This window comes from Kocuria sp. CPCC 204721 (assembly GCF_040980945.1).
In the GTDB taxonomy this organism is placed as follows: Bacteria; Actinomycetota; Actinomycetes; order Actinomycetales; family Micrococcaceae; genus Kocuria; species Kocuria marina.
The window spans coordinates 131,763-154,991 of record NZ_JAVKPO010000002.1 but is presented as its reverse complement, the minus strand read 5'-3'; the positions used below and the strand labels follow the sequence as shown (position 1 = coordinate 154,991).

The 23,229-nt window shown below is 66.4% G+C and carries 20 protein-coding genes and 2 pseudogenes; 12 read left to right on the top strand and 10 right to left on the bottom strand.

Translation table 11 applies throughout. The features are described from left to right. Window positions 1-8: 8 nt before the first annotated feature. Window positions 9-1,157, bottom strand: coding sequence for a non-hydrolyzing UDP-N-acetylglucosamine 2-epimerase (wecB, locus tag RF637_RS03385; RefSeq protein ID WP_270451099.1), 1,149 nt, complete (start codon window positions 1,155-1,157; stop codon window positions 9-11). Between the two features lie 340 nt (window positions 1,158-1,497). Between wecB and RF637_RS03380 the strand changes: the two genes are divergently transcribed. Further along, the gene (locus RF637_RS03380; RefSeq protein WP_368844143.1) at window positions 1,498-2,223 is read left to right on the top strand and encodes a hypothetical protein; all 726 of its coding nucleotides are present in this window, start codon (window positions 1,498-1,500) and stop codon (window positions 2,221-2,223) included. 64 nt (window positions 2,224-2,287) lie between these two features. Here RF637_RS03380 and RF637_RS03375 read toward each other — a convergent pair whose 3' ends face one another. The 4 genes from RF637_RS03375 to glgC all read right to left on the bottom strand — a co-directional run bounded on the left by RF637_RS03375 (window position 2,288) and on the right by glgC (window position 9,464). Next, window positions 2,288-3,985, bottom strand: a complete 1,698-nt coding sequence (locus RF637_RS03375; RefSeq protein WP_368844142.1) for an ABC1 kinase family protein — start codon at window positions 3,983-3,985, stop codon at window positions 2,288-2,290. A gap of 17 nt (window positions 3,986-4,002) precedes the next feature. Continuing rightward, window positions 4,003-5,181, bottom strand: coding sequence for a hypothetical protein (locus RF637_RS03370; protein ID WP_368844141.1), 1,179 nt, complete (start codon window positions 5,179-5,181; stop codon window positions 4,003-4,005). A gap of 115 nt (window positions 5,182-5,296) precedes the next feature. After that, window positions 5,297-7,999 (bottom strand): aminopeptidase N, encoded by a 2,703-nt coding sequence (gene pepN / locus RF637_RS03365; RefSeq protein ID WP_368844140.1) that lies wholly within the window; start codon window positions 7,997-7,999, stop codon window positions 5,297-5,299. Window positions 8,000-8,219: 220 nt separating this feature from the next. Beyond that, entirely contained in the window at window positions 8,220-9,464 is a 1,245-nt protein-coding gene (gene glgC, locus RF637_RS03360) for a glucose-1-phosphate adenylyltransferase (protein ID WP_035961978.1), read from the bottom strand. 178 nt (window positions 9,465-9,642) lie between these two features. On the opposite strand from glgC, the gene glgA reads away from it, so the two are divergent. From glgA to RF637_RS03335, 5 genes are all read left to right on the top strand, one after another. Continuing rightward, on the top strand, window positions 9,643-10,836 hold the full coding sequence (gene glgA / locus RF637_RS03355; protein ID WP_368844139.1) for a glycogen synthase: 1,194 nt from the start codon (window positions 9,643-9,645) through the stop codon (window positions 10,834-10,836). Window positions 10,837-10,913: 77 nt separating this feature from the next. Beyond that, complete coding sequence (locus RF637_RS03350; protein ID WP_064845191.1) at window positions 10,914-11,372, top strand: general stress protein; 459 nt, start codon at window positions 10,914-10,916, stop codon at window positions 11,370-11,372. A 367-nt stretch (window positions 11,373-11,739) separates the two neighbouring features. After that, on the top strand, window positions 11,740-11,991 hold the full coding sequence (locus RF637_RS03345) for a hypothetical protein (protein ID WP_368844138.1): 252 nt from the start codon (window positions 11,740-11,742) through the stop codon (window positions 11,989-11,991). Window positions 11,992-12,681: 690 nt separating this feature from the next. Beyond that, the gene (locus RF637_RS03340; protein ID WP_368844137.1) at window positions 12,682-13,131 is read left to right on the top strand and encodes a DUF3054 domain-containing protein; all 450 of its coding nucleotides are present in this window, start codon (window positions 12,682-12,684) and stop codon (window positions 13,129-13,131) included. A gap of 95 nt (window positions 13,132-13,226) precedes the next feature. Then, window positions 13,227-13,508, top strand: a complete 282-nt coding sequence (locus tag RF637_RS03335) for an Lrp/AsnC family transcriptional regulator (RefSeq protein WP_155384267.1) — start codon at window positions 13,227-13,229, stop codon at window positions 13,506-13,508. Window positions 13,509-13,620: 112 nt separating this feature from the next. Here RF637_RS03335 and trpD read toward each other — a convergent pair whose 3' ends face one another. Then, complete coding sequence (gene trpD, locus RF637_RS03330; RefSeq protein WP_368844136.1) at window positions 13,621-14,676, bottom strand: anthranilate phosphoribosyltransferase; 1,056 nt, start codon at window positions 14,674-14,676, stop codon at window positions 13,621-13,623. Window positions 14,677-14,851: 175 nt separating this feature from the next. On the opposite strand from trpD, the gene RF637_RS03325 reads away from it, so the two are divergent. From RF637_RS03325 to RF637_RS03310, 4 genes are read left to right on the top strand one after another with little or no spacing between them, the layout of a single operon-like run. After that, entirely contained in the window at window positions 14,852-15,490 is a 639-nt protein-coding gene (locus RF637_RS03325) for a heme-copper oxidase subunit III (protein WP_064845194.1), read from the top strand. Between the two features lie 57 nt (window positions 15,491-15,547). Further along, entirely contained in the window at window positions 15,548-16,339 is a 792-nt protein-coding gene (locus RF637_RS03320) for a c-type cytochrome (RefSeq protein WP_167318503.1), read from the top strand. 58 nt (window positions 16,340-16,397) lie between these two features. Beyond that, window positions 16,398-17,504, top strand: a complete 1,107-nt coding sequence (locus RF637_RS03315; RefSeq protein WP_085106049.1) for a ubiquinol-cytochrome c reductase iron-sulfur subunit — start codon at window positions 16,398-16,400, stop codon at window positions 17,502-17,504. Further along, window positions 17,504-19,171: a cytochrome bc complex cytochrome b subunit gene (locus RF637_RS03310; RefSeq protein WP_368844135.1), complete on the top strand. Its 1,668-nt coding sequence runs from the start codon at window positions 17,504-17,506 to the stop codon at window positions 19,169-19,171. The genes RF637_RS03315 and RF637_RS03310 overlap by 1 nt, the downstream gene beginning before the upstream one ends. Window positions 19,172-19,279: 108 nt before the next feature. Here RF637_RS03310 and RF637_RS03305 read toward each other — a convergent pair whose 3' ends face one another. Both RF637_RS03305 and RF637_RS03300 read right to left on the bottom strand, forming a co-directional pair. Further along, window positions 19,280-19,732 (bottom strand): hypothetical protein, encoded by a 453-nt coding sequence (locus tag RF637_RS03305; protein ID WP_368844134.1) that lies wholly within the window; start codon window positions 19,730-19,732, stop codon window positions 19,280-19,282. An 83-nt stretch (window positions 19,733-19,815) separates the two neighbouring features. Next, on the bottom strand, window positions 19,816-20,115 hold the full coding sequence (locus RF637_RS03300) for a hypothetical protein (RefSeq protein WP_368844212.1): 300 nt from the start codon (window positions 20,113-20,115) through the stop codon (window positions 19,816-19,818). Here RF637_RS03300 and RF637_RS03295 point away from each other — a divergent pair. Continuing rightward, window positions 20,078-20,526: pseudogene (locus RF637_RS03295) on the top strand (IS110 family transposase); the annotation flags it as partial. The gene RF637_RS03300 and the pseudogene RF637_RS03295 sit on opposite strands and share 38 nt — an antisense overlap. A gap of 6 nt (window positions 20,527-20,532) precedes the next feature. Beyond that, window positions 20,533-20,691 (top strand): annotated as a pseudogene (locus RF637_RS03290) (IS481 family transposase); the annotation flags it as partial. A gap of 406 nt (window positions 20,692-21,097) precedes the next feature. On the opposite strand, the gene RF637_RS03285 reads toward RF637_RS03290, so the two are convergent. Both RF637_RS03285 and ctaD read right to left on the bottom strand, forming a co-directional pair. Then, window positions 21,098-21,502 (bottom strand): cytochrome c oxidase subunit 4, encoded by a 405-nt coding sequence (locus tag RF637_RS03285; RefSeq protein ID WP_064845200.1) that lies wholly within the window; start codon window positions 21,500-21,502, stop codon window positions 21,098-21,100. Further along, window positions 21,499-23,220 carry a cytochrome c oxidase subunit I gene (gene ctaD / locus RF637_RS03280; RefSeq protein ID WP_368844133.1) on the bottom strand — a complete coding sequence of 574 codons (1,722 nt, stop codon included), beginning with the start codon at window positions 23,218-23,220 and terminating at the stop codon, window positions 21,499-21,501. Before ctaD ends, RF637_RS03285 begins: the two co-directional genes overlap by 4 nt. Between the last annotated feature and the right edge of the window lie 9 nt (window positions 23,221-23,229).

The following is a 23,229-nucleotide window of genomic DNA, read 5'->3' as shown; positions in this document are numbered from 1 at the left end:
GGCTGGGCTTACGCCTGGGAATCGAAGTCCGCCACGCGCCGGCCCACGTCAAACATCTGCTCGATCGCGGCCAGGGAGCGCTCGGCGGCCTTGCCGTCACCGTAGGGGTTCACGGCGTTGGCCATCTCGTGGTATGCGGCATCGTCGTTGAGCAACCGGTCCACCTCGGTCACGATCCGCTCCTCGTCCGTACCGATGAGCTTCACGGTCCCGGCCGTCACGGCCTCGGGACGTTCGGTGTTCTCGCGCATCACGAGCACGGGCTTGCCGAGCGACGGCGCTTCCTCCTGCACCCCGCCGGAGTCGGTCAGCACCACGTGCGCCACGGACAGCATGCGGGTGAACTCGCCGTAGGCGAGCGGCTCGGTCACGACCACATTGGGCTTGCCCTCGATGGCCGGCAGCACCGCCTCGCGCACCACCGGGTTGCGGTGGGCGGGCAGCACGATGGTCAGCTCGGGTTCCGCGTCCGCGATCCGGGCCAGGGCGCGTCCGACGCCGCGCATCGCCTCGCCCTGGTTCTCACGACGGTGCGTGGTCACCAACAGCACACGCGTGCCGGAGGACGCGATCTTCTCGAGCTGGGGGTCCGTGAAGGGCAGCTGCTGCTCCACGGTGTGCAGCAGAGCGTCGATCACGGTGTTACCCGTGACCACGATGTCCTCCTCCGTGATGGCCTCGCGCAGGAGATTCTCCTTGGACGTGGCCGTGGGGGCCAGGTGCAGGGACGTGATCTGCGAGGTGATCTTGCGGTTGGCCTCCTCCGGGAACGGGGAGAACAGGTTGAAGGAGCGCAGCCCGGCCTCGGCGTGGATCACCGGGATCCCGCGGTAGAACGCGGCGATCGCCGCAGCGGTGGAGGTGGTGGTGTCACCCTGGACCACCACGGCGTCCGGGGGAGTGTCCTCGAAGATCCGGTCCAGACCCTCGACCGTGCGGGTCAGCACACCGTTGAGGGTTTGGCGGGGCTGGATGATGTTCAGATCGTGGTCCGGGGTGATCCCAAAGATCTCGTTGACCTGGTCCAGCATCTCCCGGTGCTGGCCGGTCACGGTGACCACGCACTCGAACTGGTCGCTGTTCTGCAGGGCGGTGACGATGGGAGCCATCTTGATGGCCTCCGGACGGGTGCCGTAAATCGGCATGATCGTGAACACGCAATTCATCCTTACCTCGGCCAATGACGCGTTACGTGAGCCGCGGATCACCCAGCCCGGCCCCACACGCCCTGTACGGCCACAGTCTAAGGGAATACCAGGATTCACGCGGACGAGCTCGGATGATCGTGTCCACCATAGTGACTACAAAAGTACCGGGGAGTAGGGGCGATGGTGCTCCCCAGGGTGTCCTACACTGTGTGCATATGAATGCAGGTGTGACGTCGGCGAATACCCCCTAGGAAAACGGCGTTATTGCCGGGAAGTGTTCCCCCGAACACCCGGACCTCGGTGACCTGCGTTTCGGAAAAATGTCTCTGCGAGCTCGATGAAAGGCACCGTGGCACGCAACTATCTGGGCACCGTCCCCCCCAAGGCCCGTGTGATCGTCGCCGTCACCTACCGGGATGGCGACGGGCGACAGCTGGCCTTGCCGCAGTCACCGTTGCGCGAGAGCTTCACGGGTTTGCAATTGCTGACCCAGCAGTTGCTCGGGGACGCCAGGGGGATTATCTCTGGGTGGAACCAGGATTTCTCTATCGGCCAGCTGGGCCCATCAGCGTTCGAGATTGAGGTCCGGGCCGAGGCCCCGAAGCGCGTCAGTCTGCGCAGGCCGGCAACCATGACGAAGCACGTCATGGTCCTGAATCTGCTGGAGCACCTCACGGATGTCTTGATCAACCTCGGGGATGTTGCGTGTTTCATGGCTGGTCATCCGACGGCCCATCTGCGGTACATAGACGGGTACCACGGGCCCTATTACGAGTTCATCCAGGACGGCCAAGCGGTCAAGACGATCGATGCACGCTTGCTGGAGCTGTTGGTGGCCCCGGGGTCCGTGGACGGAATCCGCGCGGTGGTCGCGAACCTCAAGCAACCTGGGGTTGCTTATGCGACAGTAGCCAAGCGCGTTCCTGGCCTGTACTACGTGAGCCGCGTCCAAGTCCCTGCCAACGAGCACTTACGGGACTTCGCGAACGGAGGGTCGCTTCCGTTCAGTCAAGCCTGCCTGGATGCGGCGCGAGCCCAGGCCCTGTCGGAGCAAACGGCTGACTCATCCTCGTAGAGGGCTTATGACGGGCGGGAGCAGGACTGACCGCCCGGTAGAGCCTCGTGGACCACGTCCGGGCTCAACGCACGGTGCGCTTGGACTTGTTCCCGCGCAGCACCCGCACCACGTGGCGGACGCGTTCCGTGTTGGAGGACACGGCGAGATAGCCGCTGAGTGCCGCTACCGTGGACATCCCACCCACGATCAACGGCGTGTGGTACTTCTTCCACCGCTCGGGGTCCGAGGCGATGATGAGCGCGGTGCCGTTGATGGTCGCGGCGATCACGCCGCCGGCCACGACCTGGTGGCCGATCTTGGCGCCGCTCTTGACTAGGGGATCCAGCTCGTCCGTGCGCAGGTGGACGTCGAAGCCGCCGCGTTCGAGCACCACCAGGAAGCGGCGCACGTACTCGGGCACGTCCACGCCCATCTGCACGGCTTCTTCGATCGTGGAGCGCAACCGGTTGAACAGCATGTCCGGGGAGAGCCGGTTGATGATGAACCGCTCCGCGTAGGGCTGCACGGCCGAGACCAGGTCGAAGCCGGGGTCCAGGCCGGTACCCATGGACTCTGCGGTGACGAGCATGCGCAACAGCAAGGCGGACTCGCGCGGGAGCTGCAGCTTGTGGTGGCGCAGCACGGAGATCAGGTCCGCCATGAGCTCGCCCACCCGCACCTCTTCGAGCGGTTTGTTGGCGTAGCGGCGCATCATCACGGAGACGTCGCGTTCCAGGTCCCGCTTGGAGATGTCGTGCTGGCCGCTGTCGGTCAAGCCCAGCAGTCCGGTCGCGGCGCGGCGCGGGTTGTTCTGCACGACGCCGAGCAGGAGGGTGATCAGGTGGTCCCGGAACTCCTCACTGAGGTTGCCGACCATCCCGAAGTCGATGATCGCGATCCGCCCGTCCGGCTCCACGAACAAGTTGCCGGGGTGAGGATCCGCGTGGAAGAACCCGTCCTCGAACACCATTTTGCAGATCGCATCCGTGGCCTCCTTGGCCAGCAGGTGACGGTTGACGCCCTCGGCCTCGAGAGCGTCGTAGTCGTTGATCTTGACCCCGAACATCCGCTCCATGGTCAGCACACGGGAGGTCGTGGCCTCCCAATAGATCTCGGGGATGTGGATCTGCGGGTGGCCGATGAAGTTCTCGGCCATGCGCTGGGAGTTGCGGGCCTCCTGGATGAAGTCCAGTTCGTCGCGCAGGGAGGCGCTGAACTCCTCCACGAGCCCCTCGAGGTCGTAGTCCTGGGCGGCGGTCCAGTAGCGGGCCACCCACGAGGACATGTCCTGCAGAATCTCCAGGTCGCGATTGACCTCGTCGGTCACGCCGGGGCGGCGGACCTTGACGATGACTTCGTGTCCCTGGAACACGGCGGCGTGGGCCTGACCGATCGAGCCGGTGGCCACGGGCTCGGGGTCCATGTGCGTGAGGATCTCCTCCGCCTGGGAATCCGGTTCGGCCTCGATCATGGCCCGGATCTGCTCCACGGGGATCGGTGGTGTGTCGTCCTGGAGCTTGAGCAGTTCGTCCGCGTAACCGGGGGGCAGCACGTCCGGGCGGGTCGAGACGAGCTGGCCTAGCTTGATGAACGTGGGTCCCAGTTCCTCCAGGGCCATGCGCAGGTGTTCGGGCTGGGAGTGGATGGTCTGCGGATCGATGAGTTTCACGCGCGCCAGGGGGGCCCGCCACTGCGGTTTCAACCCACCGAGAGCGAAGCCGAAACCGTGCTTGGTGAGCACTTCGATGATTTGGAGGAACCGTTCGCGGCGAGAAATCATACGGGTGAAAGAACCCCTTACAGCGTTCTGTGCAGGTAGAAGGCCATGAATCCGGTGGCCACGGCCACGATCAACACGAGTGTCGTGGCCAATGGTTCCACACCTAGCAGGATGATGCTCACGAGTACCAGGATCATGGTGAGCGCGGCGAGCGCGGTGACCACGGGCTTCAGCCCGCTCGTGAGTCCGCCCACCAGCCGGGCCGCACTGGACCCGCCGGTTGCGCGGCGGGGTTCACGCGCGGGGGCGGGTGCCGCGGGTCGGGTCTGGGCGCCGGGGCGGTTGCGAGCGGCGTCGTCGTCGGTGTGGGCGGCGCTGAAACCGCGGCGCCATTTCTTGGCGTTGCGCCCGCGGTCCGATTCCACGGGCACGTAGGCCGGGGGCACCTCGAAATCCTCGGCGTCCGGCAGCAGCTCGGGGACGTCGTTGGGCAGGTCCGTGAACCACTGCTGGGGGACCTCGGAGGCGCGGGCGGCCTGCAAGGTCATGGACACCTCGAACGAGGAACCCCGAATCGTCCCCCACACGGCGGTGAGCAGATTTTGTTCGAACGCGTAGTGGATGATCGGGATGAACTGTTGGGACATCTGGGTGGAGAGCCGGCCCACCTGTTTGCGTTCGTAGAGCACGTCCACGGTGTCCACGGTGAGCCCGTGGGTGTTCTTGACCTTGTTGACCTCGAGGGTGAGGATCACGCGGCCCTCACCGGAGGCGGGCACGATCGAGTGCAGGTACTCGGCGAACTCTTGTTCGTCCAAAACCTTGATCGAGGAGCCCTGGGGCAGCACGGCCGATTGCGCGGGCGCGGTGTTGAGGGGGAACAGCAGGTCCGGGGGAGCGATGCCGATCGTCGCGCGCGCGGCGACCTCCGCCTGCCCGTCCTGGCGCTGCAACTCGGCCTCCAGGTGCAGCGGGACCACGGGGGTGTAGCCGGAGGCGATCACGCGTGAGAGGGGGTGCCAGTAACGGTGTGCGTCCCCGGAGCTGAGGTGAGCCACCTTGTTCCCGCCCACGCGCACGGACACGGTGCGCGGGTCGAAGGGGTTGTCCGGTTCCAGGACCAGCGCGGCCGTCCCGGTCCACGTCTGCGCCCGGCCCACGGAGAGGCCTCCGAACACCCGCATGATCTCGGTGTCGTAGAAGTTCTCGGTGACGACGTCCAAGGACCCTCGGTCGTTGAGCGCGTAATCCCTCATGGTCTCCCTCGCAATAGCGCCGACGGGTGCTCCGCCGCGGCATCACACCACATGCTAGCCGTTGATCCCAACGCATCGATGTTCATCCGCTCGGTGGACAGCGGACCCCCAGGGTTCACCGGGACAGGCACGCCACCTGCAGTTCCACGGCTCGTTCGGCGTCCGCCACGAGTTCCATCACGATGCGTCGCAGGGCCCCCGGGGCGTCCCGGTGGGCGTCCAACCACGCGTGGGTCTCCCGCACCACGGGGTGCTCCTTCGGGTCAGACGACGCCGCCCGCACCTCGATCGCGCGCGGGTACAGTCCGCGCACCATCCGGGTCGCGATCTCCATGGAGTGGGTGTCCCACCATTCGGCGAGGTGGGCGAAGTACTCGGACTCGTAGCGGTGCAGCACGGCGGGGGCCGCCAACTGAAAGCCGGAGATCGTGGCGCTCAGCTCGTCGTTGGACAGCTCCCCGGCCACGATCCGTTGCCACGCCTCGTCCTTGGCCCGGTCCGAGCGGATGGCGGCCACGGCCCGGGTGTAGCCCAACCGGCCGTCGCGGGTGGGATCCTGCGCGTGTTCGGTCTCCAGCTCGGAGACCGTGGCGTGACCCGTGGCGGTGAGCGCGGTGAGAAGGGACCAGCGCAGCTCGGAGGACAGGGGCAGACCGGCCACCGTGCCCTCGTCCCCGAGCCACTCCTGCACCTGACGGGCGTAGCTGCCGTCCCGCGCCGCTTCGCGGGCGAAAGCGCGCGCGAGTACCAGCTGCTCACCGGAACCCGCCTCCGCGGCCAGCAGGGCATTGCGCAGGGCCTCGAAGAATTCACGCCGCGAGGCGGTGCGGTACTGGTAGGGCACGTACTCGCCCAGGGCCTGACCCGCGTGGTCCAGCACGGTCGTGAGGATCGCCGCGTGACGCTCCGTACCGCACTCACGCGCCGCCATGGACACGTACTCCCGCGGGGACAGCCGGGCATCGCGCACCGCGGCCCACACCTGCGAGTGCGCCACCGCTCGCGCGAGCGGGTCCTCGATCGCCCCCACCAGGCGGGTGATGGCCGCAAGCGATTCCGGGTCCGGATGGGCCAGGCAGTACGTGAGGTCAGTGTCGTTGACCAGCAGGAACGACTCGCCGTCCTGGGCCTCGCTGCTCGGGGCGTCGCCTAGACCCGTGACGGGAACGGGCGTGTCCGAGGCCGGCACCCGTACCTCGATGCGCGCCGTGGTCACCACGGCATCGCCATCCCGCGTGTATCGGCCCACGGTCAGCCCGTGCGGACGCAACGACGCCGCTCGCTGGGTCAGCGTGGCGCTCGCCGCCGCGGTGCCGTCCACTGCGGCGGGGTCGGCGGGGTCACCGGACCCCGCGCCGTCGTGCGTGGCATGTGCACCCGGCGCCGCGGCGTCGTCCACCGAGCCCGGGAGGCGGACCTTCAGGACGGGGACACCCGTGGTGTGCAACCACTGCTGGGCCCACGCGCGGACGTCGTGATCGCTGGCCTCGTCCAGGACCTCCAGGAAGTCGTCCAGGCTCGTGTTCTCGAACGCGAAGCGGCGGAAGTACGCGCGGCACGCGTCCATGAACGCTTCCTCACCCACGAACGCCACGAGCTGCTTGAGCACGGAGGCGCCCTTGGCGTAGGTGATGCCGTCGAAGTTCTGCCGCGCGGCCTCCAGGTCCGGGATGTCCGCGACGATCGGGTGCGTGGTGGGCAACTGGTCCTGGCGGTATGCCCACTCCTTACGGGCGAGCGCGAACGTGACCCACGCGTCCGTGTACTCGGTCGCGTGCACGGACGCGTACGCGCCCATGAACTCCGCGAAGGACTCCTTCAACCACAGGTCGTCCCACCACCGCATGGTCACCAGGTCCCCGAACCACATGTGGGACATCTCGTGCAACAGCGTGTTCGCCCGCCCCGCCAACTGCGCCCGCGTGGCACCCGACGGGAACAGGTACGCCTCCGTGAACGTCACGAGCCCCGGGTTCTCCATGGCCCCCAGGTTGTACTCCGGCACGAACGCCTGCTCGTACTTCCCGAACGGGTACGCGAACGCGAACAACCGCGGGAAGAAATCCAGACCCTGCTTGGTGAGCATGAACAGCTCCTGGGTGTCCATGTGCTCGGCGAGCGCCCGCCGGCAGTACAGCGTGAGGGGGATGCTCACGGCCTCGCCCTGGGGGTCGGTGCCGGACCACTCGTCCGTGAACCGGGCGTAGGGCCCCGCCAGGATGGCGGTGATGTAGCTCGAGATCCGCTGGGTGGGGGCGAAGTCGTGGGCCACCGCACCGGGGACGTCGCAGTCGTCGGTGGTGTTCTGCCCCGTGGGGTCCCCGTTGGACGCCGCGAGCCACTCCGGGGGCGTGATCACGGTGAAGTGGTACACGGCCTTGAGGTCCGGCTGCTCGAACACGGGGAACACCCGGCGGCAATCGGCGGGCTCGTACTGGGTGTAGAGGTAGACGGAATCGTCCTCCGGGTCCACGTAGCGGTGCATGCCCTCCCCGGAGCGGGAGTACAGCGCGCGGCCCACCACGTGCAGTTCATTGGCCTTGCCCAGCTCCGGCAACCGGATCCGCGAGCCCTCCACGACATCGTCCACGTCCAGCGACTCGCCGTTGAGTTCCACGGCGCTCACGGTGTCGTGGATGAAGTCGATGAACGTCTCCGCCCCGGCCTCCGCGGTGAAACGCACCGTGACCTCGGTACCGAACGTCGTGGCGCCCGGCTCCCGTGCTCCCGAGAGATCCACCGTGACCCGGTAGTCCTCCACCCGGATCTGCTCCGCGCGCGTCATGGCATCTTCTCTGGTCAGTGAGCTGGCTCCCATGCCCCCAGTGTAGGCATCAGCTCGTTCGCGCCCGGTTGCGGCCCGCTGGGCGTGCCGGGCGGACGACGACGCTGCCGTCGGCAACCGCGCGACGCAGCGTCGTCGTGCCCGCCCGGGCTCCCGACCGCGTCCCCGTCCGTGCTCCCGTCGGGGCGTACGACGGCGGCCCCGCTCGCGTGAGCGGGGCCGCCGTGTGGGTGTCGCGGAACGAGTGCCGGACTCAGTTCTGGAAGCGGTAGTTCTTCGGCGCGATCGTCAACCCCGAATCGGTGACCGTGAGCCCGCGGGCGAGGTCGCGCTCGCGGTCCAGGCCCACCGTGAACCCGGGCGGGACGACCACGTTCTTGTCCAGGATGGTGCGGTGCACGGTGGCCCCGGCGCCGATCTGCACGTTCTGCATGAGCACGGATTCGGTGACGCGGGCGTCGTGCTCCACCTTGACCTTGGGGGAGAGCACCGAGGAGCCCACGTGACCGCCGGTGATCAGCACGCCGGGGGAGACGATCGAGTCGAAGGCCACGCCGGCCTGACCGTTGGGCCCGCGCACCGTCCTGGCCGGCGGGGCCATGATCTGGTGGGTGTAGATGGGCCAGTCGTAGTTGTAGAGGTTGAACACCGGCAGCGGACGGATCAGGTCCATGTGGGAGTCGTAGTAGGAGTCCAGGGTGCCCACGTCCCGCCAGTACTGGCGGTCGCGGTCGGTGGAGCCCGGGACGTCGTTGTGGGTGAAGTCGTAGACCATGGCCTCACCGCGGTCCGCGAAGTGGGGCATGATGTCCCCGCCCATGTCGTGGTTGGTGTCCGCGCGCTCGTTGTCCGTGCGCAGCGCCTCCACGAGGGCGTCCCGGTCGAAGACGTAGTTGCCCATGGACGCGAGGAACGCGTTCGGGTCGTCCGGCAGGGGAGTCGTGGAGTCCGGCTTCTCCACGAACCGGGAGATCCGGGTGGGGTCCTGCGGGTCGGTCTCGATCACGCCGAAGGACTTGACCATGTCCATGGGCTGACGCACCGCCGCCACGGACGCCTTGGCCCCGGATTCGATGTGCTTGCGCACCATGTCCGAGAAGTCCATCCGGTACACGTGGTCCGCGCCCACGACCACCACGATGTCCGGATCGGCGTCGTCGATCAGGTTCATGGACTGGAAGATCGCGTTGGCCGAACCCAGGAACCATTCCTTCCCGCGGCGCTGCTGCGCGGGCACCGAGGTCACGTAGTTGCCCAGCTGCGTGGACAACCGCCACGTCTCGGACAGGTGCCGGTCCAGGGAATGGGACTTGTACTGGGTGAGCACCACGATCTGGAGGTACCCCGAGTTCACCAGGTTGGACAGCGCGAAGTCGATCAACCGGTACCCGCCCGCGAACGGCACGGCGGGCTTGGCCCGGTCCTCCGTCAACGGCATCAGGCGCTTGCCCTCCCCACCGGCCAGAACGATGGCAAGGACCTTCTTGTGTCGTGACATTCGTACCCCTCACTTCCCGAGCCAGTCAGAGCCCTCGCGGACCACAACACGGCGTCGTCTTTGACTGGTCTTCCCCGTCATTGTGTCCCACTCGGCAAGGCGGAACACCGTGTCGCCGGAAGTTTCACGAACTTTTGCACACCTGTGTGCGAGCACCCCCGTGCAGTACGCTCGCAGTGTGCGAGTAGACATCCTGAGCAAAGAGTTCCCGCCGGCCATCTACGGGGGAGCGGGGGTGCACGTGGCCGAGCTGTCCCGCGTGCTCGCGCCGCTCGTGGACCTCAACATCCGCTGCTTCGGAGACCCCCGGCACCCGGACTTCCACGGAGCCCACGTGCAGGCGTATCCCGTGCCGGGTGAACTGGCCGATGCCAACGCCGCCGTGCAGACCCTCGGGGTGGACCTCACCATGATCGGGGACGTCCAGGGCGCGGACTTGGTGCACTCCCACACGTGGTACGCCAACATGGGCGGACACCTCTCCTCGCTCATGTACGACATCCCCCACGTGCTCTCCGCCCACTCCCTGGAACCCCTGCGCCCGTGGAAGGCCGAACAGCTCGGCGGCGGGTACCGGGTGTCCAGCTTCGCGGAGAAGACCGCCTACGAGGCCGCCGCCGCGATCATCGCCGTGTCCGACGGCATGCGCCGCGACATCCTCGCGTCCTACCCGGACGTCGACCCCCAGCGCGTGCGCACCGTGCACAACGGGATCGACGTCAGCCAGTGGGACCGAGACGAGAACACCGACGTCCTGGACGAGTACGGCATCGACCCCACCATGCCCTCCGTGGTCTTCGTGGGCCGCGTGACCCGCCAGAAGGGCGTGCCTTACCTCCTGCGCGCCGCTCTGCAGCTGCCGCCCGAGGTGCAACTGGTCTTGTGCGCCGGCGCCGCTGACACCCCCGAGCTCGGCGCCGAGGTCAACGCCCTCATCGACCAGCTCAAGACCGAGCGCGAGGGCGTGGTGCTCATCGAGAGGATGCTGCCCCGCCGCGCCGTGATCCAGATCCTCTCCCATGCCACCGCCTTCGCGTGCCCCTCCGTCTACGAACCCCTGGGCATCGTTAACCTCGAAGCCATGGCCTGCGGCGCCGCCGTGGTCGCCACTGCCACCGGGGGCATCCCCGAAGTCGTCGTCGACGGCGAGACCGGCCGCCTGGTCCCCATCGAACAGGTCACCGACGGCACCGGCACACCTTTGGACCCCCAGAAGTTCGTGGACGACTTCGCCGCAGCCCTCACCGACGTGGTCTCCGACCCCGACCGCGCTCACCGCATGGGGCAGGCGGGACGCACGCGCGCGGAGGAACACTTCTCGTGGGAGTCCATCGCGCAGCAGACCCTGGAGGTCTACCGCTCGGTGCTGTGAGCTCTAGATGCCGTGAGCCCGGTTGATATGGTGGAAGCGGGGCGTTTGCATCATACATACCAATTGTGAGGGGAATCATGGCCTACGAGATCCAGACCGCTGCCGCTAAATACGAGACGATCGCCCGCTTCCCCGATTACGCCGAGGCCCAGGCCGTCGTGGACACGCTCTCCGACCGCGAGTTCGATGTCTCCACCGTCAAGATCGTGGGCGAGGGCCTGCGCTCCGAGGAATACGTCACCGGTCGCCTGACCAAGGGCCGCGCCGCGCTCGCCGGCCTGGGTTCCGGCGCGTGGCTGGGCCTGTTCATCGGCATCCTGTTCGGCCTGTTCGCCCCGGCGTTCGGCTGGCTGTCCATCATCCTGTGGTCCGTGGTGATCGGTGCCGTGTGGGGCGTGATCTTCGGTTTCGTGGCGCACCTGGCCACCGGCGGGAAGCGAGACTTCAAGTCCGTGCGCACCACGGCCGCGGACACCTACCTGGTGCAGGTCCGAGCCGAGCGCGCCCACGAGGCCATCACGGTCCTCAACCGCTGACTCCATGCCGGTCCGCGCCCTCCGGCGCCCTCTCGACCGGTTTGAATAATTGACGACGACGGGCGGTCACCCTTCCGGGGTGGCCGCCCGTGGTCGTGCGCGTTCCGGCACGTCGACTCCGTCGCCGCGCGGGCGGGGCCGCTTCGGCTGCAGAGTATGCGGGTTCGGATCGTCGTTCGCGCAGCAGGGCCCCGGTACAACGGTCAGGCCCGGCCGTCGGAGACGGACCATGGTCCCCAGCCCGTGGTCAGCCGTCGGCCGGGGCCGCAAGCACCCCGGAGAGTAGCGACTCGACGGCGACTGCGAACGCGTCGTGTGTCTCCTGCAGGGAGCGCGAGCGCACGCGGGGGATGGGGGAGCGGGCGACGTGTGTGTCGTTCTTCTCGCTTTCGCATGGCCCACGGCCACGTCCCGGGTGGAGAACCTGCCCGGGGCGGTAGTCGGTTCGCAGGAGCAGGTCGATGCTGTTACCCAGAAGATGCCCGAGCACCTGCTCGAGCTGCACCCGATGGTCAACAGTGAGGACGCGGTCAACGGGATCACGTCGCGGGAGGTGTGCGGAGGGATCGGACTGGGACACCACACGACGGAGTCGGCGCTGCGGTCGGCCGAGGGCTGAGGGTGCCGGCGGGAGAGGCCCAGGGACCGTTCCGGCCACTCCACTTTCGGACTACTTTACATAATGTACATTATCGGTCATGGGGGTACGTCAGTAGTGACGCGATATGAGGCGAACCCGATTCAGCCTCTGGGGAGCCTCAGATGGCCGTGAGCTCAGGCGGTGACTCGGCCACTCGTCCCATGGGTCACCGCCTGAACGACGACGCCATGCATAGTTACGGGACGGCGCGTTGCGTGACGCTTTTGTTCAACGGGTCCGGATACACATCTCGGGTTTCTGCTCGTGTATGTACTCAGTCCGGCGAAGTACGCCATGATGAGGGCACGCGACCCATACCGTCGATGCCACGGGTGCAGCCGGCGATTCCCCCGCGGTGTTCCCCGGCCCGCGGGTGATTTCGGGGCCCGCTCTGGGTGGCTTCTGGATCGTGGAGGTCGCCAGTAAGGCCGGCGCTCTGAAACTTGCAGCCTAAGCATCCGCGGCATGTGGGCAGCCCCTAAAGGTTCGTGCGCTCGCGGGGTGAAGACCCCCCAGCTGCGGCGACCTCAGCTGGCCCAGTCCATGAGAGCGTCATAGCGCCTTGGGCCGGTTCTTAAAGTTATAGGTGGAACTCGAACTAAATCCTGCGATTCTCACTGTGAAATTCATCCGTTCGGAAGCTTCCAGAACCCGCCATAAACTGGAGCCATGAGCTCACAACCCCGTCCCGGATCGGACTCCCGCACGTCAGTGGCCTCTCCCCCGCAGTCGCCTCGGCCAGCTCCTCCCGCCGAGCGAACCGCGAGGGCCTGGCCCCTTTTCCTGGCCGTGGACCTCGTTCTGGTGATCGTCTTCGCCGCCATCGGGCGCTCCGCCCATGGTGAGGACGTCCTGGGCATGCTCGCCACCGCGTGGCCCTTCCTAGCGGGGGCGCTCATCGGGTGGCTCATGGTCCGGGGAGCGCGTCGTCCGGCGGCCGTGGTGCCCACTGGCGTGGTCGTGTGGCTGAGCACCGAACTCGTCGGGATGCTCCTCCGTGTTCTCACAGGCGATGGCACGGCGTGGTCGTTCGTTCTGGTCAGCCTGGTGGTGCTGGGAGTGTTCCTGGTGGGCTACCGCCTCGTCCTGGCGGGCGTGGCCCGAGTTCGTCGTCGCTGATACGGCCATGACTCCCCTACCACCGGCCGCTCCAAGACGCCTGCCGCGCCATCGACCCACCGATACAGTGGAGTGACACCGTGGAAAGGAACCCCATGTTCACTGCCATCGTTTTGATCAAGACTTCGTCGGACCGGATCCCGGAGGTCGCCCAGGAGGTCTCGGACATCCGCGGCGTGACCGAGGTCTATTCGGTGACCGGTGAGTGGGACCTGATCGCCGTGGTCCGGGTCCACCAGCACGAACGGCTCGCGGACGTGATCGCCGATCAGCTGTCCAAGGTCGAGGGTGTCGAGTCCACGAACACCAACATCGCCTTCCGCACCTACAGCACGCACGATCTCGACGCCGCGTTCTCATTAGGCATCGACGACTGATTCCCGGACCGTAGAACGAACGACGCCGGCCCCCCGGAACCCGGGCGAGCGGCGTCGTCGTCAGCTCATCGGAAGGCGAATAGGCCGCCGACGCGCGGCCGCCAAGTAGCGGTCAGCGGGCCGCGAACTCGACCCAGCGCGTGAGGACGTCGCGCGCGGCACCCGAGTCGATGGACTCGGCCGCACGCCCAACGGCGGCCTCGAAACGCTCGGCGAAGGGAGCATCGGTGCTCTCATCGATGGCCACGAGGCCGGCCGCGGCATTCAACAAGACCGCGTTGCGCACGTGTCCGGGCGAGCCGTCGAGGACGTCGCGCACCACACCCGCGTTGTAAGTGGCGTCCTGGCCGCGCAGATCCTCGATCGTGGCGCGCGGCATGTCCAGGTCGAGGGGTTCGAGCGAGTGCTCAGTGGTCCGGCCGTCCCGCACCTCCCAGATCCGCGACGGCGCAGTGACGGTGAGCTCGTCGAGCCCGTCACCGCCGCGGAAGACGAGCGCGCGATCGCCGCGGTTCTGGAACACACCGGCCATCAGCGGGGCGAGGGCCTCGTCCGCGACGCCGATCGCCGAGGCCTTGACCTTGGCCGGGTTGGTGATCGGGCCCAGGAAGTTGAAGGCCGTGGCGACCCCGAGGGCCTTGCGTGCGGCGGCCGCGAAGCGCATGGACGGGTGGAAGGTCTGCGCGAACAGGAAGGTGATCCCCACCTCGCGCGCGGCGCGCTGGACGCGCTCGACGGGCATGTCCAGCTGAACGCCCAGGGCCTCCAGGACGTCCGCCGATCCCGATTTGGACGACGACGCCCGGTTGCCGTGCTTCACGACCCGCACCCCCGCGCCCGCGCACACCAGGGCGGACATCGTGGAGATGTTGACGCTCGAGAGGCGGTCCCCGCCGGTGCCCACGATGTCCAGCGCCGGGCCGGGAACGGAGATGGGGCGGGCGTGAGCGACCATGGCGTCCGCGAGACCGTTGAGCTCGGCCACGCTCTCCCCCTTGGTGCGCAGCGCCATGAGGAAGCCCGCGACCACGGTGTCGGGGACCTCGCCCGCCATGATGTTGTCCATGGCCCAGTAGGACTGCTCCCATGACAGGTCCTCGCCGCGGGACAAGCTCGTCAACACGTCTGGCCAGTGGTTGTTCGTGCGGGAGGCGTTCGAGGTAGTCACGGCTTCGACTCTATCGCGCCGTCACTCCGCGTGACGCAGTACGGCGGCAGGCCGCGGCCCACCGCGGCCCGGCGGACGGGAGGGTCGTCCAGATCACACCTCGGGGACGCGACACGATGCGCTGCGGAGGCCGTGGTGGTTGGTTCGCCACGAGTTTTGGCGACATAATGTCTCTGTGACAACTGCGACTCATACCCCAGCCAAACCGGTGGGCGCGACCATCACTCGCCCCAACCTCACATCCGTGGGCACCATCGTGTGGTTGTCCTCCGAAGTGATGTTCTTCGCCGGACTCTTCGCCATGTACTTCACTCTGCGCGCCACCTCCCCGGAGGTCTGGCACGAGAACACACAGCTGCTCAACGTGCCCATGGCGTTGGCCAACACCATCGTCCTGGTACTGAGCTCCGTCACGTGCCAGTTCGGCGTCTTCGCCGCCGAGCGGCTCCAGCCCCGGCGCACCGGCGGCATCCTCCAATTCACCAAGTGGGGCATGACCGAGTGGTTCGCCCTGACCTTCCTCATGGGCGCCGTGTTCGTGTCCGTGCAGGTTTACGAGTACGTCGCTCTCGTTTCCGAAGGCGTCACGATCGCCGCGAACGCCTACGGCTCCGCCTTCTACATCACCACCGGTTTCCACGCCCTGCACGTGACCGGTGGCCTGATCGCATTCCTCTTCATCATGGGCCGCGCCTTCGTTGCCAAGCGCTTCGGTCACTACGAGGCCACCTCGGCCATCGTGGTGTCCTACTACTGGCACTTCGTCGACGTGGTCTGGATCGTCCTGTTCGTGCTGGTCTACTTCATCAAGTAGGCCCCCAGGACCGTTCGCCCATTCAAGTTCTAGAACCGAGTAAAAGGAACGTTTGACGTGAAGGCACTCTCACAAAAGCGCCGCCATCCCATGGCAGCCCTCGCGCTGTTGGTCATGGCTTTGCTTCTGACCGGTGGACTCTACGCAGTTGCCACAACCACCAATGAAGCCAAGGCCGACACCACCACGTACTCGGCTCAGGACGTCGAGGAGGGGCAGAAGCTCTTCCTGTCCAACTGCTCCACATGCCACGGCATGCAGGCCCAGGGCACCAACACCGGTCCCTCCCTGATCGGCGTGGGCGCTTCCTCCGTCGACTTCCAGGTGGGGACCGGCCGTATGCCCATGCAGATGCAGGGCCCCCAGGCGCAGGTCAAGCCGCAGCAGTTCAACGACGAACAGACCAAGCAGCTCTCCGCGTACGTGGCTTCCCTGGGCGCCGGCCCCGCCGTCCCCGAGGAGGAGTACCTCGACATCAGCGAGGGCAACTCCGCCAACGGCGCCAAGGTGTTCCTGGCCAACTGCGCCATGTGCCACAACGCCGCTGGCCAGGGCGGTGCCCTGACCCGCGGCAAGTTCGCCCCCTCCCTCATGGGCGTGAGCGAAAAGCACATCTACGAGGCCATGCAGACCGGCCCGCAGAACATGCCGGTGTTCAACGACGCCAACATCACCCCCGAGGAGAAGCGGGACGTCATCACGTACCTGAAGACCCTCGACAACAACACCAACGTGGGTGGCTTCAGCCTCGGCTCCCTGGGCCCCGTGTCCGAGGGCCTGTTCATCTGGACCATCGGCCTGGTGATCGTCATCGGCTTCACCGTGTGGCTGACCTCGCGCTCCGCCTGAGAGCGACCCGCCGGTACCCACCGGCACCCGAAACAGTATTCACAGCACCAAGAGAAGAATGAGGGACCACATGGGCGACCATCGTGACGGCACTCCCCACAAGAGCGGGGCGGTTGTCACCTCGGACGGAACGGGCACGGAAAACTTCCCCAACCCGGGGCTTCCACCGCACCGCCCCCGCGTGACGGACGTAGATCCCAAGGCCGCGAAGCGAGCTGAACACCAGGTGGTCCTGCTGTTCCTGCTCTCCATCATTGGATCCATCCTGTTCTTCGTGGCGTACTTCGGTATCCGCGTGGACGGTCCTCTGTACGACGCCGTCAACACCGAGCCCACCGCGCAGCTGCGGTTGCAGAACCTGCTGCTGGGCCTCGGCATCGCCCTCGGCATGTTCGGCATCGGTATCGGGGTGGTCCACTGGGCCCGTACCCTCATGCCGGACCACGAGATCGTGGAGATGCGCCACGACCTGCGCCCGGAAGAGGACCGCGCCGAGGCGCAGGGCATCCTGAACACCATCTACGACGAGTCCGGTGTGCGGCGCCGCCCGCTGCTGCGCAACACGCTGATCGGCGCCGCAGTGCTCATGCCCCTCCCCTTCGTGGGTCTGCTCAAGGACCTCGGTCCCACCGACCTCAAGGTCCTGCGCCACACCATGTGGGACGAGGGCGTGCGCCTGGTACGCGACCCCTCCGGTACCCCCATCAAGGCGTCCGACGTGACTCTCGGTTCCGCGTTCCACGTGGTCCCGGAGAACCTCAGCAGCCTGAGCCACGAAGAGGGCTACCTGGACGAGAAGGCCAAGGCCGTGGTCCTGCTCATGCGACTGGCCCCGGAGGACGTCAACGTCTCCCCCGAGCGCAGTGACTGGAACGTGGACGGCATCTTCGCCTACTCCAAGGTCTGCACGCACGTGGGTTGCCCGATCGCCCTGTACGAGCAGCACACGCACCACTTGCTGTGCCCGTGCCACCAGTCCACGTTCGACCTCACGAAAGAGTGCGAGGTCATCTTCGGCCCGGCATCCCGCCCCCTGCCGCAGCTGCCCATTACCGTTGATTCCGACGGCTACCTCGTTGCCCGTAGCGACTTCCACGAGCCCGTGGGACCGACCTACTCGCAGCGCGATCTCGCCGTCCAAGACATGCAGGATGAGGCGAACTAATGTCCACATCAACAGACTTCGAATACCGCCCCACGACCACCACGGGCCGGATCGCCAACTTTGTGGACACGCGCGTGGGCGCCTCCGCGATGGTCAAGGAGTTCGGCCGTAAGGTCTTCCCCGACCACTGGTCCTTCATGTTCGGTGAGGTCGCCCTCTACAGCTTCATCATCCTGTTGCTGTCCGGCACCTTCCTGGCGTTCTGGTTCGACCCCACCATGACGTCCCTGCCCTACACCGGCAGCTACGTCCCCATGCAGGGTGTCGAGATGTCCGGGGCGTACGCCTCCACCCTGCACATCTCGTTCGACATCCGCGGCGGCCTCTTCCTGCGTCAGCTGCACCACTGGTCCGCGCTGCTGTTCGTCATGGCGCTGTCCGTGCATATGCTGCGCGTGTTCTTCACGGGCGCGTTCCGCCGCCCGCGTGAGCTGAACTGGGTCGTGGGTTGCGTGCTCTTCATCTTGGCGATCGTGGCCGGCTTCTCCGGCTACTCGCTCCCCGACGACGTGCTCTCCGGTAACGGTCTGCGCATCGCGGACGCGATCGCCAAGGCCGTCCCGATCGTGGGTACCTACATCTCCATGTTCATGTTCGGTGGCGAGTTCCCCGGCCACGCGATCATCGGTCGCCTCTACATCGTGCACGTGCTGATCATCCCCGCGTTGATCCTCATGATGATCGTGATCCACCTGTTCATGGTCGTGGTCCACAAGCACACCCAGTTCCCCGGTCCGGGTCGCACCGAGGACAACGTGGTGGGCTTCCCCGTGGGTCCCATTTACGCCGCGAAAGCGGGTGGATTCTTCTTCATCGTGTTCGGCATCCTGGCCGCCATCGCCGCGACCACCACGATCAACGCGATCTGGAACTACGGTCCCTACGATCCCTCCCCCGTGCAGGCTGGCTCCCAGCCCGACTGGTACATGGGCTTCTCCGACGGCGGTCTGCGCCTGATGCCCGGTCACTGGCCATTCTCGTGGGAGGTCAACATCTTCGGTCTGGCGGTTCCGCTGGCCATTCTGTTGCCGCTGATCCCCATGGCCCTGATGTTCGGTGTCATGTTCGCGTGGCCGTGGATCGAGCGTTGGGTGACCCGCGACAACCGCGTGCACAACATCCTGGACCGTCCGCGTAACGCGCCGTTCCGCACCGCCGTGGGAGCCGCCGGCGTCACCTTCTACGCCATCCAGATGATCGCGGCCAGCGGTGACCTTATCGCCACCCACTTCCATGTGGCCGTGAACGACGTCATCTACTGGCTGCGAGCCCTGTACTTCCTGGGCCCCATCCTGGCGTTCATCATCACCCGCCGCTTCTGCCTGTCCCTGCAGCGCAAGGACCGGGAGATCGTGCTCCACGGCCGTGAGTCGGGCCGCATCCAGGCCCTGCCCCACGGTGAGTTCGTGGAGGTCCACGAGCCCCTGGATGAATACCGTCGCTACAAGCTCGTGAACTTCGAGGACCGCGAGGTCCAACCCGCTCGTGCCAATGCCAAGGGCAAGGTCACGGCGAGTGAGAAGATGCGCGGCGGTCTGAGCCGGATCTTCTTCGAGGACCGTGTGGCCCCCGTGACGCCCGCCGAGCTGGAAGCGGCTCACGGTCATCACCACGCCGAGCCCGCCAGCGTCGGCGCCGGCTCGCACAGCGCACAGATCGAGAAGTAGGCCCCGGGCCCAGCTGACTCGATCGCTGATCGGAAGGGCCCGTTCGGATCACATAATCCGAACGGGCCCTTTCCTATGCCTCCAGCGCCGAGCCGGCTGGTCACTGTTCTATGCGCTGGCCTCGGCCTCCGTACGCGGCGTCCCGGAGCTGACGGGCACGGCAAGGGTGACGCTCCCGTCCCCATGGATGGTCTGACGATACGGTCCCACGGCGGTGAGCCCCTTGCCTCGAAGTGCCGTGTCCACCATGAGCCATGCGTCCCCGGTATTGACCGGCCGCTCCCCGAACCGAATGACAGCTGCCGTTCCGGCCCCCGGTAAGGTCACGGGGCGAGTACCCGTCATCGGCTCTCCGACGGCCGCTGTGACCCGAATCAGCGTCCTGTCGCTCGTTCCGTCATAGCAGAGATGCACATCCCGCGATTCGATGGCGCCCTGGCCGTTCAACCGCTCGAGAAGGCGAGCCACTGCCCCCGGGATCTCGGTTTCCTCCCGTACCGCTTCCGACATGCCGTGCAACTCGAGCTCCGGCAGGCCTACCAACGCGAGCCCGTGGGCCATTGCTCCCCCTTCCCCTGCAAGTTTCCGCATGGGTTCCATGGAACCATTTAACCCATGACACGGTGTCAGCCAAAGCGTCAGCCTCATCCCCGCTCGATGGTGGCCGCCGCCACTGTGGACAAGAGAGCCCCCGTGACCTTCTTCGTGGCCCTTTCGTCCAGCAGGATGGAGGGGTGCTGACCGGTCGGTCCTCGGCATGATCGTTGGTCCCAGTCGTCGATGATCTGGGGGGAGTTGTCACCGAGGGCCGGTCCGGTGGTCGTGGATCGCTGATAGGGGCGGGATCGTTCCTGGAGGGCCTTCGTAACGTGGATGCTGAGCGTGACCATCTCCCGGTCCGCCAGCATGCTCGTGCAGCAGCGGAGGAGAAGGGACTCGGCCATGTCAGAGCAACCACAACCAGCGGTGTTCCTCGGCCTCGACGTCGGCGAGTCCGACCACCACACCGTGACCGCGGCCGGGAAGACGGTCTACGACAAGGCACTGCCCAACGACGAGGCCCGGCTGCGCGCGATCCTGGATGACTTGGCCGCCCAAATCACCGCCACCTCCAACCGGCTGCGCGGGATCCTCCCCCAGATCCACCCGGCCCTGGAACGGGTCTTGGGGCCGCGGGTCACCCACCCGGCGGTAGCCGACCTGCTCAGCCGCTACCCGACCCCGGCCAAACTGGCCGCGGGCACGCGCGGGCCAGGCTCAAGAAGCACGCCCCCAGGCTGGCCGAGCCCCTCACGGATGAGATCTTCGATGCACTGAGCCGGCAGACCGCGGTGGTGGCCGGGACCGAGGCAGCTGCCCGCTCGGCCCGGCGCATCCACCGTCACCTGCTGAATCTCGGGCACTTGATGCACCTGCGCACCGTGGGTCGGGGTCTGGCCCGCCTGGGGATTTCCCGCCTGCGCGATCTCACCCCGGACGGGGATGACCTGCGGCGGCCGCCGCGACGGATCCGTGCAGCATAGCCCGGGCACATGGTCCATCTCGATGTCGTCATGAATTCACCTCTGCTTCCGCGCGGTATTCAGCACATCGGCGTCACCGCGCGCGATCTCGACGCCACCACCCGGTTCATCGTCGACAGACTCGGTGCCGGGGTCGTGTACGACGGCCTGACCGCGGACGACGAACCACGCCGAGGGCAAAGGGCCGGTCCACGTCAAGGCACCGTGGGGAATGCTCGTCGAGCTCCAGAGCATCCCCGCCGGCCATTACTACCTTGAGGGCTCCACGACGCGCGTATCGATGCTGGACCCCCGCCCACAAAGCTCGGGGCTGATCACGAACCTTGCCCCGGTTGGGAGATATGACGAGGCCCGCACCATCCCATGATGGTGCGGGCCTCGTCCTATGGTCAGCGGATGCTGATCAGTGAGCGTGCTCCCCTCGGGAGTGCTCGAAGACCAGGCCCAGCAGACCGAGAGCGGCCACCGGGACCGCCAGGCCGATGATCCACCAGCCGACCGCCAGCGCGGTCACGAACAGCGCCGAGCCGATGCCGAGCAGCAGGGGCCACCAGCTCCACGGGGAGAAGGCCCCGTAGTCACCGGACATCTCCACGATCTCACCGTCCTCGCGGTCCTCCGGGAGCGTGCCCCCGGTTGAGCGCTGCACGAGCCAGAGGTAGACCACGAGCATAAAGCTCATTGCGGCCACGGCTAACAGTGCGGGGAACCCGGCGAGTTCCTGGAACTCAGTGACGAATCCGTACACCAGGCCCACCACGGTGCAGAACACACCGAGCAGCAGGAACGTCTTGATAGTTGCGCTCATCGTCCGTTCCTCCCGGTGCCGCCCACCAGGGGGGTCTCGGCCTCATATTGCTGGCTGGAGAACGCCGCGAGCTCCGGGTGGTGGAGATCCAGCGCGGGGCGCTCGGAACGGATCCGAGGCAACGAGGTGAAATTGTGACGCGGGGGCGGGCAGGAGGTGGCCCACTCGAGGGAACCACCGAAGCCCCACGGGTCGTCCACTTCCACCTTCTTGGCGTTGCGGTGGGTGGTGTACACGTTCCAGAAGAACGGGATCATGGACACGCCCAGCAGCATGGAGCCGATGGTCGAGAACTGGTTCATCCAGGTGAACCCGTCCTCGGGCAGGTAGTCGGCGTAACGACGCGGCATGCCGTCCACACCCAGCCAGTGCTGGATCAGGAACGTCATGTGGAAGCCCACGAACAGCAGCCAGAAGTGGATCTTGCCGATCCGCTCGTTGAGCATCTTGCCGGTGAACTTGGGCCACCAGAAGTAGAAGCCCGCGAACATGCCGAACACGATGGTTCCGAAGATCACGTAGTGGAAGTGCGCCACCACGAAGTAGGTGTCGGAGACGTGGAAGTCGAGCGGCGGCGTCGCCAGGATAATGCCCGTGAGACCACCGAACAGGAAGGTGAAGAGGAAGCCGAGCACCCACAGGATGGGCGTCTCGAACGTCAGCGACCCCTGCCACATGGTGCCGATCCAGTTGAAGAACTTCACGCCGGTGGGCACCGCGATCATCATGGTCATGAAGGAGAAAAAGCCCAGGGCCACCGCGCCGGTCACGTACATGTGGTGCGCCCACACGGTCACGGACAGCGCCGCGATTGCGATGGTCGCGAAGACGAGACCCTTGTACCCGAAGATCGGCTTGCGGGAGAACACCGGGACGATCTCCGAGACGATGCCGAAGAACGGCAGGGCCAACACGTAGACCTCGGGGTGACCGAAGAACCAGAACAGGTGCTGCCACAGGATGGCGCCACCGTTCTCGGCGTCGAACACGTGGCCGCCGAGTCGCCGGTCCATACCCAGCGCGAACAGGGCGGAGGCCAGCGGCGGGAAGATCATGATGATCAGCATGGAGGTGATCAGCGTGGTCCAGGTGAAGATGGACATGCGCCACATGGTCATACCCGGCGCACGCATGCACACGATGGTCGTGATGAAGTTCACGCCACCCATGATGGTGCCGAAGCCCTGCAGGACCAGGCCGAAGACCCATAGGTCACCACCAACGCCCGGACTGAATGTCGTGCTGTTCAGTGGCGCGTAGGCGAACCATCCGAAGGAGGCCGCGCCCTGCGGGGAGATGAACCCGGATACCGCGATGAGCGAGCCGAAGAGGAAGAACCAGAACGCGAGGGCGTTCAGACGGGGGAAGGCCACGTCCGGCGCACCGAGCTGCAGGGGCACGATCACGTTGGCGAAACCGATGAACAGCGGTGTGCCGAACATCAGCAGCATGATGGTGCCGTGCATGGTGAACAGCTGGTTGTACTGTTCCTTGGTCTCTAGGATCTGCATGCCCGGCTGGAAGAGCTCGGCCCGGATCAGCAGAGCCATCACGCCACCGGCGCAGAAGAAGATGAAGGACGAGATCAGGTACATGTACCCGATGGTCTTGTGGTCGGTCGAGGTGAGCCAGTTGACGATCACCCGGCCCTTGGACCGTGGGACAACGCGGGGTGCGGTCGTGGCCGCGTCGTCCCGCGAATATTCGAGCGTAGACATTGCCTATCC

What these genes read in the sequence shown, in the direction of transcription:
- RF637_RS03340 (WP_368844137.1), top strand. Translation starts at nt 12,682, where the DNA reads ATGAGCTCACAACCCCGTCCCGGATCGGACTCCCGCACGTCAGTGGCC.
- RF637_RS03285 (WP_064845200.1), bottom strand. Translation starts at nt 21,502, where the DNA reads ATGAGCGCAACTATCAAGACGTTCCTGCTGCTCGGTGTGTTCTGCACC.
- RF637_RS03335 (WP_155384267.1), top strand. Translation starts at nt 13,227, where the DNA reads ATGTTCACTGCCATCGTTTTGATCAAGACTTCGTCGGACCGGATCCCG.
- glgC (WP_035961978.1), bottom strand. Translation starts at nt 9,464, where the DNA reads ATGTCACGACACAAGAAGGTCCTTGCCATCGTTCTGGCCGGTGGGGAG.
- RF637_RS03305 (WP_368844134.1), bottom strand. Translation starts at nt 19,732, where the DNA reads ATGGCCCACGGGCTCGCGTTGGTAGGCCTGCCGGAGCTCGAGTTGCAC.
- pepN (WP_368844140.1), bottom strand. Translation starts at nt 7,999, where the DNA reads ATGGGAGCCAGCTCACTGACCAGAGAAGATGCCATGACGCGCGCGGAG.
- RF637_RS03315 (WP_085106049.1), top strand. Translation starts at nt 16,398, where the DNA reads ATGAGGGACCACATGGGCGACCATCGTGACGGCACTCCCCACAAGAGC.
- RF637_RS03310 (WP_368844135.1), top strand. Translation starts at nt 17,504, where the DNA reads ATGTCCACATCAACAGACTTCGAATACCGCCCCACGACCACCACGGGC.
- ctaD (WP_368844133.1), bottom strand. Translation starts at nt 23,220, where the DNA reads ATGTCTACGCTCGAATATTCGCGGGACGACGCGGCCACGACCGCACCC.
- RF637_RS03350 (WP_064845191.1), top strand. Translation starts at nt 10,914, where the DNA reads ATGGCCTACGAGATCCAGACCGCTGCCGCTAAATACGAGACGATCGCC.
- RF637_RS03300 (WP_368844212.1), bottom strand. Translation starts at nt 20,115, where the DNA reads ATGGCCGAGTCCCTTCTCCTCCGCTGCTGCACGAGCATGCTGGCGGAC.
- RF637_RS03375 (WP_368844142.1), bottom strand. Translation starts at nt 3,985, where the DNA reads ATGATTTCTCGCCGCGAACGGTTCCTCCAAATCATCGAAGTGCTCACC.
- RF637_RS03370 (WP_368844141.1), bottom strand. Translation starts at nt 5,181, where the DNA reads ATGAGGGATTACGCGCTCAACGACCGAGGGTCCTTGGACGTCGTCACC.